The sequence below is a fragment of the Pseudomonas sp. NFACC13-1 genome (assembly GCF_900104425.1).
Classification (GTDB): Bacteria; Pseudomonadota; Gammaproteobacteria; order Pseudomonadales; family Pseudomonadaceae; genus Aquipseudomonas; species Aquipseudomonas fluorescens_AA.
The window spans coordinates 93133-106802 of the sequence record NZ_FMXV01000013.1 but is presented as its reverse complement, the minus strand read 5'-3'; the positions used below and the strand labels follow the sequence as shown (position 1 = coordinate 106802).

Here is a 13670-nt window from a genome sequence, read left to right as displayed (position 1 = left end):
GCCCTGTTGATTACTTCTTCTTTTTCGGGGCGATGACCATGATCAGCTGGCGTCCTTCCATCTTAGGATGCTGTTCGACCGAACCGTACTCGAGCAGGTCTTGTTCAACCCGCTTGAGGAGTTCCATCCCCAGCTCCTGGTGGGCCATCTCACGGCCGCGGAATCGCAAGGATACCTTGGCCCTGTCCCCGTCACTCAGGAAACGTACCAGGTTGCGCAGTTTTACCTGGTAATCCCCTTCCTCCGTCCCTGGACGAAACTTGATTTCTTTTACCTGAATCTGCTTCTGGTTTTTCTTCGCCGCGGCAATCTGCTTCTTCTTCTCGAAGATCGACTTGCCGTAGTCCATCACCCGGCAAACCGGTGGGACTGCGTCCGCGGAAATTTCTACCAGATCAAGCTTTGCTTCTTCAGCAATACGAAGCGCTTCATCAATCGAGACGATGCCAATCTGCTCGCCGTCAGCGCCAATTAACCGAACCTCGCGTGCCGAGATATTCTCGTTGATCGGGGCTTTCGGTGCAGCTCGTTTATCTTGTCTCATTTCACGCTTAATAATAATTACTCCAAATCTGGGCGACCACGCCGGGAAACCGCTTGCGCGAGGAACTCAGCGAATTCGGCGACGGGCATCGAGCCCAGGTCAGCACCTTCACGAGTACGCACAGCGACAGTCTGCATCTCGACCTCCCGATCTCCAATAACCAAGAGAAAGGGAACCTTGAGCAAAGTATGCTCGCGGATTTTAAAGCCGATCTTTTCATTTCTCAAGTCGGACTTGGCACGAAATCCGCTTTGGTTGAGAGTTTTTTCGACTTCGGCGGCAAAATCTGCCTGTTTATCAGTGATATTCATGATCACTGCCTGGGTCGGTGCCAGCCACGCAGGGAACGCACCCTCGTAGTGTTCGATCAGAATCCCGACGAAACGCTCGAACGAACCGAGGATCGCGCGGTGAAGCATGACCGGGTGCTTGCGGCTGTTGTCTTCGGACACGTATTCGGCGCCCAGACGGATCGGCAGGTTAAAATCGAGCTGCAGGGTACCACACTGCCAGACGCGACCGAGGCAATCTTTCAGCGAGAACTCGATCTTCGGACCGTAGAAAGCCCCCTCGCCCGGCTGCAGGTCATACGCAAGGCCCGCGCTATCGAGGGCGGCGGCCAGGGCCGCTTCGGCGCGATCCCACAGCTCGTCGGAACCGACGCGTTTTTCCGGACGAGTGGACAGCTTCATCTCGACTTCGGTGAAACCGAAGTCCCGGTAGACGTCCATGGTCAGCTTGATGAAGGCGGCGGATTCGGCCTGCATCTGCTCTTCGGTGCAGAAGATGTGGGCATCGTCCTGGGTAAACGCACGCACACGCATGATACCGTGCAGCGCACCCGACGGCTCGTTGCGGTGGCAGGCACCGAACTCGGCCAGGCGCATCGGCAGCTCGCGGTAGCTTTTCAGGCCCTGGTTGAACACCTGCACATGGCACGGGCAGTTCATCGGCTTGATGGCGTAGTCGCGGTTTTCCGACTGGGTGGTGAACATGTTGTCGGCGTAGTTGGCCCAGTGCCCGGATTTCTCCCACAGGCTGCGGTCGACCACTTGCGGCGTCTTGATCTCCAGGTAGCCGTTTTCACGCTGGACCTGACGCATGTACTGCTCGAGCACCTGGTACAGGGTCCAGCCATTCGGGTGCCAGAACACCATGCCCGGGGACTCTTCCTGGGTATGGAACAGGCCCAGGCGCTTGCCGATCTTGCGGTGATCGCGCTTTTCGGCTTCTTCGATGCGCTGGATGTAGGCCGCCAGTTGCTTCTTGTCCGCCCAGGCAGTGCCGTAGACGCGCTGCAACTGCTCGTTCTTCGCATCGCCGCGCCAGTAGGCGCCGGACAGCTTGGTCAGCTTGAAGGATTTGAGGAAACGCGTGTTCGGCACGTGCGGGCCGCGGCACATGTCGACGTATTCTTCGTGGTAGTACAGGCCCATGGCCTGCTCGTCCGGCATGTCTTCCACCAGACGCAGCTTGTAGTCCTCACCACGGGCCTTGAAGACTTCGATGACTTCGGCGCGCGGGGTGACTTTCTTGATGACGTCGTAATCTTTCTCGATCAGCTGCTGCATGCGCTGTTCGATGGCGGCCAGGTCGTCCGGCGTGAAAGGACGCTCGAAGGCGATGTCGTAATAGAAGCCTTCGTCGATGACCGGCCCGATGACCATCTTCGCGCTCGGGTACAGTTGCTTGACCGCGTGGCCAACCAAGTGCGCGCAGGAGTGGCGAATGATCTCCAGCCCCTCTTCATCCTTGGGCGTGATGATTTGCAGCGTGGCGTCGCTGTCGATGACGTCACTGGCGTCGACCAGTTTGCCGTTGACCTTGCCGGCCAGGGTGGCCTTGGCCAGGCCCGCGCCGATGGATGCGGCGACCTCGGCTACGGAAACCGGGTGATCGAACGAACGTTGACTGCCGTCGGGAAGAGTAATAGTTGGCATGGCGCCTCCTCTCCTAGTGGTGACCCCTACCAAAGGTCACGTGGGTTGGGATGAGCCAGTACAAGATCCAGTCCAGGCCATTCAATGACGAACGCCTGCCTTACAGCGGCAGGAGCCTTGCGGCCAACCGGGAAAACCGAACCAGAGTGACTGGGATTCAAATCAGGGTTATTCGGACTCTTTGCCACCGGGACGAACGATCATCCGCAGCCTGGAAATAGCCGAGCCCGGCATGCTAGCACAGATGAACGGTCATCGATGCACAAGGCTGTCACAGGAAGGCAAATCGTCCGCTTTTATGCCAGAGTGCTGAACTTGATCGGCCCTAGCGCCCTCGAATCACAGAACATCGACCCACAAGGAGCATCCCCGCATGCGTCTCAATACCCTGTTCGCCGTAGTCGCCCCCATTGTTCTGCTGCTGCCCTTGAGTGCCCACGCCGAATGGCCGAAGGGCGAGCGGGATAAATACATGGCCCAGTGCACGCAGGCGGCTACCCCGCAGATTGGCGCGGCGGCGGCCAAATCCCATTGTGCCTGTGGCGCCGACGCCATCAAGTCCTACCCGGCGAGTGATATCCAGGCGCTGATGGACAACAAGGCCACCCCCGAACTGCAGCAGAAAGCCCTCGGCGAGATCGCCAAATGCAAGGCCAATGTGCCTGCGAAAAAGTGAATAACTGGAGTCTTTAAGGCCGCCCCGGGCTGATAAAAGGCCAAAAAAAGCGCTTTTTCGTACTATTTATGCAGGTTTTACAGCTTTTTTTATCGTCTTTACTTTCGGCTCAAAGCCTTTAAAACCGGGCCTTTCAGCGGGTAAAGGCGATAAAGTAAACACGACTGATTGGCAAACAGCGCCTGCGGGGGGCTCCCAAATCGAACATTTCGACTATGATACCCGGGTGTGCCCAGTTGGCCTGAGCAGCACAGTACACTGAAAATATATGTTTCTTGGAGATACACCATGTCTAATCGCCAAACCGGCACCGTTAAATGGTTCAACGATGAAAAAGGCTTCGGCTTCATCACTCCTCAAGGTGGCGGTGACGACCTGTTCGTACACTTCAAAGCTATCGAAAGCGACGGTTTCAAAAGCCTGAAAGAAGGCCAGACCGTTTCCTTCGTGGCTGAGAAAGGCCAAAAGGGTATGCAAGCTGCACAGGTTCGCCCAGAGTAATTTCTCGGCGCACAAAAAAACCCCGTCCATGTGACGGGGTTTTTTATGGGCGATTGAAAACCCTCAATCAGCCACAGTTCACCCGATTGATCACCAGGTTGGCATCGGTATTGAGGTTCAGGCGATCAGAGCGGTACTCGAGCGTGACCATGTCGTTGGGCTTGAGGATCCGGGCATTCTGCGCGCCGGCACGGGTACGGGCCTGCTCCAGCAACTGGGGCGAGGCCTTCTGGCCAATGGCGAACTCGGCGGCCTTTGCTTCGCAGCGGCTGTGACCGGTCTCGGCCGCCACAGGTTCGGGGGTCGATTCAGAGGTGCTGCTGCAACCGCTCAAGAGCATGGCGGCCAGCAAAGTACTCAATGACGCGAGCTTCCAAGGCATGAAGCCTCCTTTTTTCGATGAATAAACAGAGAGCGTGCGACAGCCTAAACGGCGCTTGGTTTCAACGCCGCAACCATCAGGCCGGGAAAGCTGGCAGTTTGCCTGAGCCCACGGCCCTGTTCAGGCCTGAATCGTGACTGGATATGAACGCGGCTCAATAAACGTCAATGTAATCGAAGGGCGGATTGGGCCAGTTGTCCTTCAGCGCGTTGTAGATCTGCATGACCCAGACCTCGTCGCTGGCAGCGACCCGGCCGACGTACCCCGAGCCCTTCGCCCACGTTTCGAGCCGAAACCGCAAACCCTCGATGTCAACGCCACCGACCACACCCGAGGACAGATAGGCGATGCCGTCCTTGGTCACGCGCAGCTGGGTATGCTCGTCGTCACTGGCCGAGGCCAGCAATTGACGAACCGCCTCGACGGTCAGGCCATCAGGAGCGTTCAAATCTATCTGCACGGCGAAGCCCCTTTGAAAAATAAAAGAACAAGTGTCGCACAGCCCTCCCCCAATGCCTAAGTCGCAGTGCCAAATCCCGGGCAAAAATGTTTAACTCAGCCTACAGACCTTCAACTCGCGAGCCCGACCATGAGTACCGTCAGTATCGAAGCCACCATCAATGCCAAATGGTCGGAGGGCCACAGCTCCTATAGCCCGGGCAGCCCGGAGGAGCTGGCAATCATCTGCATAGAATTGTTGGTAAAAGAGTTGGGGATAGAAGTCGCCCGCAACTTCATCCAGCAGACATTCGAGCGCTACCCGAGCATCGTCGACGCCGTGGATTGAGGCACGCGCCCGCAGGTCCAGCCTGGGGGCGCGCGATAGCCAGGCAGGTTATTTCAGGCGCGCCAGGCGCTCGGTCAGCAGGTCAAAGAACCCTTGGGCATCACCGTTTTCCACCCAGAACGCGTTCTTCGGCGCCTTCAGGCCGTCGTACCAGTCGACGATGGTCTGCCCGAACGTCGGCCCCTCGCGACTGTCCACGACGACATTGACTGAACGGCCAGTGAACAATTGCGGCTTGAGCAGGTAGGCAATCACGGTCGCGTCATGCACCGGCCCGCCCGTCATGCCGTAGTGTTCCATGTCGCCCTTGACGTATTCGTTGAGGATATCGCCCACCAGCTTGCTGGCATTGTTGTTCAGCGCCGCGATCTGCTTCAGGCGCGCCTCGCTGGTGAGAATCTTGTGGGTCACATCCAACGGCAGGTAGGTCAGCTTCACGCCGCTCTTGGCCACCACCTCGGCCGCCTGCGGATCGGCGAACAGATTGAACTCGGCCACCGGGGTGATATTGCCGCCGTTGAAGTGCGCACCGCCCATGATCACCACTTCCTTGATGCCCTGGACAATGTCCGGCTCCTGGATCAACGCCAGCGCCAGGTTGGTCTGCGGCCCCAGCATGGCAATGGTGATGCTGTGGGGCTTGGCCGCCTTCAGCGTGTCGATCAGGTAGTTGACGGCATTGCCTTCGGCGAGCCCCTTCTTCGGCTCATGCACCGTGACACCCGACAGGCCTTCCTTGCCATGGATGTTCTCTGCGTAGATGGGTGTGCGCATCAAGGGTTTCGGCGCGCCGGCGTAGACCGGCACGTCTTCGCGCCCCGCCCATTCACGGGCCAGGCGAGCGTTGCGCGAGGTCTTGTCCAGGCGCACATTGCCGGCGACGGTGGTCAGCGCACGGATATGCAGCTCCTCGGGCGACGCCAGGGCGAACAGCAGCGCCACCACGTCGTCGGCGCCTGGGTCGGTGTCGATGATCAGGTCGATCTTTTCCGCCGCCTGGGCGCTCGTTGCAGTGATCAATGACAAAAGCAGCAGACTCCGGATCAGTTGATGCATTTTCTCAGCATAGCGGTGCATGGCGCACTCCTTGTGCAGGGTTGAACAGGGTTAGAACGTCACTCCAGCGACCAGCACGATATTGCAGTACGGCGAGCATTCGCCTGTGCGAATGATCGCCCGCGCCTGTCGGCTGATGACCTTGAATTGCTCATGGCTGACCAACGCCCGCTCACCCAAAGCCCCCTCGGCATTCAGTGACTCCAGGGTTGCCAGGGCCAACGGCTGTTTGTCGAGGATTTCCTCGGCCAGGACATGGCTTTCCACCTGCATTTCGCTGAGCACCACCTTCAAGGTACTGACGAAGTCAGGAATGCCATGGGTCAAGGCCAGGTCGATCAATTCGACCTGGGGCGGCACGGGCAGGCCGGCATCACCGATGACCACCTTGTCGCCATGGCCGAGGGAAGCGATCAGTCGGGACAGTGCCACATTCAACAACGGCGTCTTTTTCATGATTTGAAAGCCTGTACTTCCAGCAACGTGGGGATTGAAGGTTGCGCGCCGGCGCGGGTGACCGACAGCGCAGCGGCGACCTGGCCGAAACGAATCGCATCGACCTCGCTTTTGCCGCTGGCCAAGGCTGCCGCGAAGCCGCCGACAAAGGTATCCCCGGCGGCAGTGGTATCCACTGCCTTGACCCGCGGGGCCGGGAAATGCTCGAAGCTGGCGCCGTTGGCAAACATCAGCCCCTGGGCCCCCAGGGTGACGATCACCTTGCCGGCACCGGCGGCGATCAAATGCGCCGCGGCGGCCTCTGCGGTTTCCAGGGAATCCACCGCCAGCCCGCTGAGCACCGCGGCTTCGCTTTCATTGGGAATCAGATAGTCGATGCAGGCGTACCAGTCGGCGGGCAACGCATGGGAAGCCGGCGCGGGATTGAGGATGACGATTTTGCCCAACTCACGCCCGCGCTTGAGGGCATGGCCGACGGTGGCATCCGGCACCTCGAGCTGGCAGATGATGACATCGGCGCTTTGCAGCACCTCATCGACATCGTCCAGGACCTCGGCGGTGAGCGCACCGTTGGCACCGGCGACGATAACGATCGCATTCTGGCTGTTATCGTCGACGACAATCAGCGCCACGCCGCTGGACCCCTTCTCCACGCGGACCGCCTGGCAGTCGATGCCCTCGGCCAGCAACGCGCCGCGCAATTGTTCGCCATAGGCATCGTCGCCCACGCAGCCGACCATCGACACCTGCGCGCCCAGGCGCGCGACGGCTACCGCCTGGTTGGCGCCCTTGCCGCCCGGGATGGTGGCGAACGACTCGCCGATCAGGGTTTCACCGCCACGGGGCAAGCGCGGCGCCCGGGTCACCAGGTCCATGTTCAGACTGCCTATTACCACTACTTTTGCTGGCATACATCACTACTCGTCAATTCGGTTCAGCGGTATTGGGCGAATGTACCGGACAGCGGTGCAGTCGACTCTCGCAAGACAATACTCGGCGTCACGATCCGCTGGTCGGTGGCAAGGCCCGGCGTAGCGATACGCCGCAGCAGCACTTCGGCCGCCATTTCCCCGAGCTGCAGGATCGACTGCCCCACCGTGGTCAACGCCGGGTAGACATAGCGGCTCATCTGGATGTCATCGAAACCGATGACCGACAGTTCGCTGGGCACACGCACATTGCGTTCAGCCGCGGCGCGCAGCACACCGATGCCGATCATGTCGTTGGCCGCGAAGATCGCGCTGGGCGGCAGCTGTTCAAGCAGTTGCGCAGCGGCGCGGTAACCGCCGGTACTGGTGAAATCGCTTTCGAGCATGCGCTCGACGGGCAGCTCGATCCCGGCCTCTTTCAGCGCCCGGCAGTAACCGGCCAGGCGCATCTGCGCCACGCTGGTATCGGCCGGACCGCCGATGAAGGCGATGTCGTGGTGACCCAACTCCAGCAGGTGCCGGGTCGCCAGGTAGGCGCCGTATTCATGATCGATGCGCACCAGGTCCGCGTCGACGCCATCGAGCCCACGGTCGACGATGACCATGGGCGTGCGCACGCTGGCCAGGCCCTCGGCCAGGCCGACATCGCCTCCGGCGGACGCGAAGATCAGGCCATCGATGCGTTTTTCCAGCAGTACCCGCAGGTAGCTGCGTTGCTTGTCCGGGTTGTCGTCGGAGTTGCACAGGATCACGCAATAGCCGTTGCGCTCACAGTAATCCTCGATGCCCCGGGCCAACTCGGCAAAGTAAGGGTTGAGGCTGTTGGGCACCAACAGGCCGATGGTCGCCGTGGTCTTGGCCTTGAGCGACCGGGCCACGGCGCTGGGCACATAGTCCAGGCGCTCGATGGCCGCCTCGACCTTGAGCCGCACTTCCTCGCTGACCGGCCGCGTCTTGTTCACCACGTGGGACACGGTGGTGTAGGAGATCCCCGCGAGCGCTGCTACATCCTTGATCGTCGCCATGGTTCAGCCCCGCCGACTGGCGCGCTGACTGCGATAGGTATCGAGCACGACCGCCACCACGATCACCGCGCCGGTGATGATGCGCTTGGTCGGCTCGGTAGCGCCGATCTGCGCCAGGCCCGCCGCCAGCACGGAGATGATCAACACGCCAAAGAAGGTACTGATGACCGAGCCACGCCCCCCCATCAGGCTGGTACCGCCGATGACCACCGCCGCGATCACCTGCAGTTCCAGCCCCGAGCCGGCGTTCGGGTCCGCGGCCTCCAGGCGGGAAATCTGGAACAACGCCGCCACGCCGGCCAGCAAGCCCATCAGGCTGAACACCAGGATCTTGTAGGGTTTTGGATTGATGCCGGCCAGGCGCACGGCTTCTTCATTGGTGCCGATGCCGATCAGGTAGCGACCGAACACCGTGCGGGTCAGCACCGCCTGGGCAATGAAGATCACCAGCAAGGCGATGATGAACGAAGGCGAGATGCCAAAGGCGATGGGGTTGGACAGCCAGGCGAACGAGTCGCCGATGTAGGCGGTCCGGGACCCGGTCATCTGGTACGCCAGGCCCCGGGCCATTTCCAGCACACCGAGGGAGACGATGAACGATGGAATCCGCCACGCAACGGTGATCGAACCGGTGACCGTACCCGCCAGCGCCGCCACGGCCATGCCGAGCAAGGCCGATGGCCAGACGCTCCAGCCCCAGCCGAGCACGGCCACGCTGACCGTCGAGGCCGCCAGTGCCAGCACCGAACCCACCGACAGGTCGATGCCGCCGATGATCAGGATGAAGGTCATGCCGACCGCCAGCACCATCAAGTCGGGAATCTGGTTGGCCAAGGTGCTGAACGTGTCATAGGACAGGAAGTGGCTGCTCAGGGTTGAGAACAGCGCGACCATGGCCAGCAGTGCGCCAGCCAGGCCCAGGTAGGTCCCGAGGCCATAGAAGTTGCCACTTGATTTGCCAACGGCAGATGCGGTTTTCATGAAAAATCCCTAGGCGCTGCTTCGTTGAGCAACGCATCACGTTTCTGGTAGCCGGCGAATGCCGCGGCAAGCAAGTCATCCTGGGTCCAGCTGTCGCGCTCGAAGGTGTCGATCAGGCGCCCGGCGGACAGCACGCCGATCCGGTCGCAGATCAACATCAGTTCCCGCAGGTCACTGGACACCACGACCAGCGCCTTGCCCTGGCGAGTCAACTCGCCGAGCAGCGCATAAATGTCGAATTTGGCGCCGACGTCGATGCCACGGGTCGGCTCGTCGAACAGCATGACGGCGCAATCGCGTTCGAGCCAACGACCGATCACGACCTTCTGCTGGTTGCCGCCCGACAGCTCGGACACCAACTGGGTCGGGCTGGAACTGCGGATGCGCATGGCATCGACCTGGCGCTGCGCCAGGGCCAGTTCGGCGCTGCCATTGACCAGGCCGGCACTGGAAATCTCCGGCATGTTACCCAGGGCAATGTTGGCGGCGATGGACTGTGTCAGCAGCAAGCCTTCGCCCTTGCGGTCTTCGGTGATCAACGCGATGCCATGGGCCACGGCATCGGACGGCGAGCGAATGCTCACCACCCGGGCCGGCGAACCCAGCGCCACCGTGCCGCTGTCGGCCGGATCGGCACCGAAGATCAACCGCAACAGTTCGGTACGCCCTGCCCCGATCAGGCCGGAGATGCCGAAGATCTCGCCACTGCGGACTTCGAAGGACACGTCGCGGACCTTGTCGGAACGGGTCAGGCCCTTAACGGTCAACGCCGGCGCGCCGATCTGGCGAGGGCCAAGGTCGATATGCTCGCCCAGCTCCCGGCCGACCATCAGGGTCACCAGTTGCTCGCTGTCGTAGTTGGCCATCGGCTCGACGCAGACCAGGTTGCCATCGCGCAGTACCGCAATGCGCTGGGCGACCCGCGCCAGTTCTTCGAGGCGATGGGAAATGTAGATGATCGCCACGCCACGTGCCTGCAAGCGGGTGATCTGCTCAAAGAGCATTTCGACTTCGCGGGCCGTCAGCATGGCGGTCGGCTCATCGAGAATCAGCACATGGCAATCGCCAATCAGGTTGCGGGCGATCTCGACCATCTGCTGGTGACCGATCCCCAGCTCGCCGACCAGCGTGTCGGGATCGATCGCATCGAGCCCCACCTGGGCCATGGCCTCCATGGCCGCCTTGCGCAATTGCTTGCGACTGATCCAGCCGCCGTGGCTGGGCAGGTTGTCGAGGAACAGGTTTTCAGCCACGGACAGGGTCGGCAGCAGGTTGAGCTCCTGCATCACCATGCGTACGCCCAGCTCTTCAGCCTGGGTCCGGCTGCCAGGACGATAATCCTGCCCCTGAAATTGCATCTGCCCGGTCGTCGGCGTCACCAGCCCGCCGATGATCTTGGACAGGGTGCTTTTGCCGGCGCCATTTTCACCGGTCAGCGCCAGCACTTCACCGCGCATCAACGTCAGGTTGATATCGCTCAGTACCGGCTGGGCATAGGTCTTGCCGATACCGCTGACGCACAGGACAGCGTTCGGGTCGCGAACGGACATATCAAACTCTCCAATGCGCTCGCCCGGATGGGCGAGCACCGTTGTGTCGCCAGGATTACGGCTTGGTCACCAGCTCGACAGGAGTTTCGATAACGCCGTTGGTACCGCTGTCGACTTTTTCGCCCTTGAGCATCTTCAGCGCTGTTTCGATGCCGAACACGGCCTGCTTGGCAGCGAACTGGTCGGCAGTCGCCAGGACACGACCGTCCTTGAGCATCGGCTTGATGGCGTTGATATTGTCGTAGCCCACCACCTGCACTTTGCCCGCCTTGCCCGCCGCGCGCACGGCCGATACGGCACCGACCGCCATGCTGTCGTTACCGGCCAGCAGTGCCTTGATGTTCGGGTATTCGCTGAGCATCGACGCGGCGACCTGGTTGCCCTTGTTGATTTCCCAGTCGCCGGATTGCAGGGACACGACCTTGATCTGCGCCGCGTCCATCGCATCCTTGAAGCCCGCGGTACGTGCCTGGGCGTTGGTGGTGGTGGAGACACCTTCGATGATGCCGACTTCGTCACCGGCCTTGAGTTGCTTAGCCAGGTACTCGCCCACCAGCCGCGCGCCCTTGCGGTTGTCGGGACCTACGAACGGCACGTTGATGTTCTTGCTCTTGACCACGGCCGGATCGAGCTGGTTATCGATGTTGATGACCGTGATGCCGGCATCCACGGCTTTCTTGATCACTGGCACCATGGCCTTGGAATCCGCTGGCGCGATGATCAGGGCATCGACCTTGGACACAATCATCTGCTCGACGATGCGGATCTGGTTGGCAGTGTCGGTTTCATCCTTGATCCCGTTGGAAATCAGGTCGAAATCGGCGGAGTGTTCCTTCTGATAGGCCTTGGCGCCGTCTTCCATGGTCAGGAAGAATTCGTTGGCCAGGGATTTCATGACCAGGGCAACCTTGGGTTTTTCTGCGGTCTGGGCGAATGCCGAGGAGAGAGGCAGCGCAGCGGATGCGGCCGCGAGCATGGCAACAGCGAGAAGGCGTCCAGCGAATGGCAACTTCATGGGTTCACTCCGATCTTATGATTATTGTGAGCAAATCAATGCACGGAACGCCGCGCAAACGTTTGCGTGAAGTGAACTATGGTAAGGCTTCGCAGATTTGTCAACGTTGCGGTTTGATCCGCAACGTCGCAGCTCAACGTAGAAGCTCAGGCCGTCGTATTGACCACCGAACCCGAACCGCTGCCCTTGGACAACTCCGTGACCAGGTGGCCAGTGACTTCCAGCAAAGCGCCACTGGTATCGGCGATCTGCCCTTGGATTGCCATGACCGCCGAAGTCTTGGCTTCCTCCGAGGCATAGTCGCGCGCCTGGGCGGCGGCCAGTTGTTGTTGCTGCTCCCTGAGCTGCTGCTGAAGCTCTTGCATCCGCTTGAGCAGCACCTGGACCGCTACGCTCTGGGTGCTACCGCCCTCCTGCGCCTGGTCGGTTGCTTCAGCGCCAGCGCCCATGCCCGTACGGACCTTGCCCGAGTCTTGCGTTGTACCCAGCGCCTCATCGGCGGCCTGGTCTTCTGCCTCGCTCAAAGCCTTCAGGGTGGCGGCGGATTTTCCGCCGATGGTCACCGCTGCCGCATTGGGAAAGCCGATGGAAAACGACATGTCAAAACTCCATAGAGGGGGATTCCTAGGAAGGACATCGCCCGCCGAAGCACTTTCTTTAGCGCCCGATGAAATCAATCAATAGCTTCGCTACATCGAGCAGGTGACACCTGTTTACGCAAACAGATAAAAAATTCCTTTCTCCTACACCAAAACGAAAAAAGTGCTGTCAGACGATCCTCTTGAATTTTAAGTAGTTGCGTAAATGCCTACGGTTAAATACTGTATGCCCGTACAGCTTAATAAGGATAATCCTGTGGCCACCCCCTCCGCTGCAACTACCCCCTTAGATTCCTATACGCGACTCGGCCTCCGGGTCTCGAAAATCATCAACGCCCCCACCGCGCAAAAAGCCAAGGCCGCCCTGATCTTCCGCCTGCCCGACGAGCCGGTGGATGAATGGGAACGTCTCCTGGAAGAAATCGACGAGAACGACAACGTGACCCTCGCCTATCGCGACGACGGTGGTGTGCAGGTTTTCTGGGTTGTGCCGAAGGAAGATTGAGCCTGATGAGTGTTCGCTGTTTAGCTTTTTTGCTTGTGTTCATCACCATGGGCGCACAGGCCGGTGCCCCGCGCACCTTCAACGAAGCCAAGAAAATCGCCTGGAAACTCTATGCCCCGCAATCCACCGAGTTCTACTGCGGCTGCAAATACACCGGCAATCGCGTGAACCTGGCCGCCTGCGGTTACGTACCGCGCAAGAATGCCAGCCGTGCCGCCCGCATCGAGTGGGAGCATATCGTCCCGGCCTGGCAGATCGGCCATCAGCGTCAATGCTGGCAACAAGGCGGTCGCAAGAACTGCACCCGCTATGATCCCGTCTATCAACGGGCCGAGGCCGACCTGCACAACCTGGTGCCGAGCATTGGGGAAGTGAATGGCGATCGCAGCAATTTCAGTTTCGGCTGGCTGCCGGAGCAAAAGGGCCAATACGGCTCATGCCTGACCCAGGTGGATTTCAAGGCCAAGAAAGTCATGCCCCGCCCCTCCATCCGGGGGATGATCGCCCGGACCTATTTCTACATGAGTAAGCAATATGGCCTGCGCCTGTCGAAACAGGACCGGCGCCTGTACGAAGCCTGGGACAAGACCTACCCGGTCGAAAGCTGGGAACGCCAGCGCAACCAGAGCGTGGCGTGCGTCATGGGTCGTGGGAACGAGTTCGTGGGACCGGTGGACATGAAAGCCTGCGGTTGACCTCGCACTCGTGAACAGCACAAAACCAA

The 13670-nt window shown here is 60.3% G+C and carries 17 protein-coding genes; 5 read left to right on the top strand and 12 right to left on the bottom strand.

What is annotated here, in order from left to right; translation table 11 throughout:
• Positions 1-10: 10 nt before the first annotated feature.
• Together infC and thrS are read right to left on the bottom strand one after the other, a co-directional pair.
• Positions 11-562 carry a translation initiation factor IF-3 gene (gene infC / locus BLQ55_RS17290; protein ID WP_169432615.1) on the bottom strand — a complete coding sequence of 184 codons (552 nt, stop codon included), beginning with the start codon at positions 560-562 and terminating at the stop codon, positions 11-13.
• A complete protein-coding gene (gene thrS / locus BLQ55_RS17285) occupies positions 562-2484 on the bottom strand; it encodes a threonine--tRNA ligase (protein ID WP_092199001.1) in 1923 nt (640 codons plus the stop codon). The genes infC and thrS overlap by 1 nt, the downstream gene beginning before the upstream one ends.
• Positions 2485-2857: 373 nt before the next feature.
• Between thrS and BLQ55_RS17275 the strand changes: the two genes are divergently transcribed.
• Together BLQ55_RS17275 and BLQ55_RS17270 are read left to right on the top strand one after the other, a co-directional pair.
• Complete coding sequence (locus tag BLQ55_RS17275) at positions 2858-3160, top strand: hypothetical protein (RefSeq protein WP_092255378.1); 303 nt, start codon at positions 2858-2860, stop codon at positions 3158-3160.
• 288 nt (positions 3161-3448) lie between these two features.
• Positions 3449-3661, top strand: coding sequence for a cold-shock protein (locus tag BLQ55_RS17270; protein WP_003179963.1), 213 nt, complete (start codon positions 3449-3451; stop codon positions 3659-3661).
• A gap of 67 nt (positions 3662-3728) precedes the next feature.
• On the opposite strand, the gene BLQ55_RS17265 is transcribed toward BLQ55_RS17270, so the two are convergent.
• Entirely contained in the window at positions 3729-4043 is a 315-nt protein-coding gene (locus BLQ55_RS17265; protein WP_092199007.1) for an I78 family peptidase inhibitor, read from the bottom strand.
• Positions 4044-4197: 154 nt separating this feature from the next.
• Positions 4198-4503 (bottom strand): hypothetical protein, encoded by a 306-nt coding sequence (locus BLQ55_RS17260; protein ID WP_060738178.1) that lies wholly within the window; start codon positions 4501-4503, stop codon positions 4198-4200.
• Between the two features lie 129 nt (positions 4504-4632).
• Between BLQ55_RS17260 and BLQ55_RS17255 the strand changes: the two genes are divergently transcribed.
• Complete coding sequence (locus BLQ55_RS17255) at positions 4633-4830, top strand: hypothetical protein (RefSeq protein WP_072405216.1); 198 nt, start codon at positions 4633-4635, stop codon at positions 4828-4830.
• A 48-nt stretch (positions 4831-4878) separates the two neighbouring features.
• On the opposite strand, the gene BLQ55_RS17250 is transcribed toward BLQ55_RS17255, so the two are convergent.
• The 8 genes from BLQ55_RS17250 to BLQ55_RS17215 all read right to left on the bottom strand — a co-directional run bounded on the left by BLQ55_RS17250 (position 4879) and on the right by BLQ55_RS17215 (position 12441).
• Positions 4879-5907, bottom strand: a complete 1029-nt coding sequence (locus BLQ55_RS17250) for a nucleoside hydrolase (protein WP_092199010.1) — start codon at positions 5905-5907, stop codon at positions 4879-4881.
• Between the two features lie 30 nt (positions 5908-5937).
• Complete coding sequence (gene rbsD / locus BLQ55_RS17245) at positions 5938-6342, bottom strand: D-ribose pyranase (protein WP_092199013.1); 405 nt, start codon at positions 6340-6342, stop codon at positions 5938-5940.
• Complete coding sequence (rbsK, locus tag BLQ55_RS17240) at positions 6339-7253, bottom strand: ribokinase (protein ID WP_092255375.1); 915 nt, start codon at positions 7251-7253, stop codon at positions 6339-6341. Before rbsK ends, rbsD begins: the two co-directional genes overlap by 4 nt.
• Before the next feature lie 23 nt (positions 7254-7276).
• Positions 7277-8296, bottom strand: coding sequence for a LacI family DNA-binding transcriptional regulator (locus tag BLQ55_RS17235; protein ID WP_092175792.1), 1020 nt, complete (start codon positions 8294-8296; stop codon positions 7277-7279).
• 3 nt (positions 8297-8299) lie between these two features.
• Positions 8300-9277: an ABC transporter permease gene (locus BLQ55_RS17230; protein WP_060738184.1), complete on the bottom strand. Its 978-nt coding sequence runs from the start codon at positions 9275-9277 to the stop codon at positions 8300-8302.
• Positions 9274-10827 carry a sugar ABC transporter ATP-binding protein gene (locus BLQ55_RS17225; RefSeq protein WP_092255372.1) on the bottom strand — a complete coding sequence of 518 codons (1554 nt, stop codon included), beginning with the start codon at positions 10825-10827 and terminating at the stop codon, positions 9274-9276. The genes BLQ55_RS17230 and BLQ55_RS17225 overlap by 4 nt, the downstream gene beginning before the upstream one ends.
• A gap of 55 nt (positions 10828-10882) precedes the next feature.
• Complete coding sequence (locus BLQ55_RS17220) at positions 10883-11842, bottom strand: sugar ABC transporter substrate-binding protein (RefSeq protein ID WP_092255369.1); 960 nt, start codon at positions 11840-11842, stop codon at positions 10883-10885.
• Between the two features lie 146 nt (positions 11843-11988).
• Positions 11989-12441 (bottom strand): hypothetical protein, encoded by a 453-nt coding sequence (locus tag BLQ55_RS17215; protein WP_092199028.1) that lies wholly within the window; start codon positions 12439-12441, stop codon positions 11989-11991.
• 205 nt (positions 12442-12646) lie between these two features.
• Between BLQ55_RS17215 and BLQ55_RS17210 the strand changes: the two genes are divergently transcribed.
• Together BLQ55_RS17210 and BLQ55_RS17205 are read left to right on the top strand one after the other, a co-directional pair.
• Entirely contained in the window at positions 12647-12946 is a 300-nt protein-coding gene (locus tag BLQ55_RS17210) for a DUF1654 domain-containing protein (RefSeq protein WP_053121397.1), read from the top strand.
• 5 nt (positions 12947-12951) lie between these two features.
• On the top strand, positions 12952-13641 hold the full coding sequence (locus tag BLQ55_RS17205; protein ID WP_092199034.1) for an endonuclease: 690 nt from the start codon (positions 12952-12954) through the stop codon (positions 13639-13641).
• The last annotated feature ends 29 nt before the right edge of the window (positions 13642-13670 follow it).

Coding starts and splice junctions, on each gene's coding strand:
- BLQ55_RS17215 (WP_092199028.1), bottom strand. CDS start 12,441: ATGTCGTTTTCCATCGGCTTTCCCAATGCGGCAGCGGTGACCATCGGC.
- BLQ55_RS17250 (WP_092199010.1), bottom strand. CDS start 5,907: ATGCACCGCTATGCTGAGAAAATGCATCAACTGATCCGGAGTCTGCTG.
- thrS (WP_092199001.1), bottom strand. CDS start 2,484: ATGCCAACTATTACTCTTCCCGACGGCAGTCAACGTTCGTTCGATCAC.
- BLQ55_RS17225 (WP_092255372.1), bottom strand. CDS start 10,827: ATGTCCGTTCGCGACCCGAACGCTGTCCTGTGCGTCAGCGGTATCGGC.
- BLQ55_RS17205 (WP_092199034.1), top strand. CDS start 12,952: ATGAGTGTTCGCTGTTTAGCTTTTTTGCTTGTGTTCATCACCATGGGC.
- BLQ55_RS17255 (WP_072405216.1), top strand. CDS start 4,633: ATGAGTACCGTCAGTATCGAAGCCACCATCAATGCCAAATGGTCGGAG.
- BLQ55_RS17270 (WP_003179963.1), top strand. CDS start 3,449: ATGTCTAATCGCCAAACCGGCACCGTTAAATGGTTCAACGATGAAAAA.
- BLQ55_RS17235 (WP_092175792.1), bottom strand. CDS start 8,296: ATGGCGACGATCAAGGATGTAGCAGCGCTCGCGGGGATCTCCTACACC.
- BLQ55_RS17220 (WP_092255369.1), bottom strand. CDS start 11,842: ATGAAGTTGCCATTCGCTGGACGCCTTCTCGCTGTTGCCATGCTCGCG.
- rbsK (WP_092255375.1), bottom strand. CDS start 7,253: ATGCCAGCAAAAGTAGTGGTAATAGGCAGTCTGAACATGGACCTGGTG.
- rbsD (WP_092199013.1), bottom strand. CDS start 6,342: ATGAAAAAGACGCCGTTGTTGAATGTGGCACTGTCCCGACTGATCGCT.
- BLQ55_RS17275 (WP_092255378.1), top strand. CDS start 2,858: ATGCGTCTCAATACCCTGTTCGCCGTAGTCGCCCCCATTGTTCTGCTG.
- BLQ55_RS17210 (WP_053121397.1), top strand. CDS start 12,647: ATGCCTACGGTTAAATACTGTATGCCCGTACAGCTTAATAAGGATAAT.
- BLQ55_RS17265 (WP_092199007.1), bottom strand. CDS start 4,043: ATGCCTTGGAAGCTCGCGTCATTGAGTACTTTGCTGGCCGCCATGCTC.
- BLQ55_RS17230 (WP_060738184.1), bottom strand. CDS start 9,277: ATGAAAACCGCATCTGCCGTTGGCAAATCAAGTGGCAACTTCTATGGC.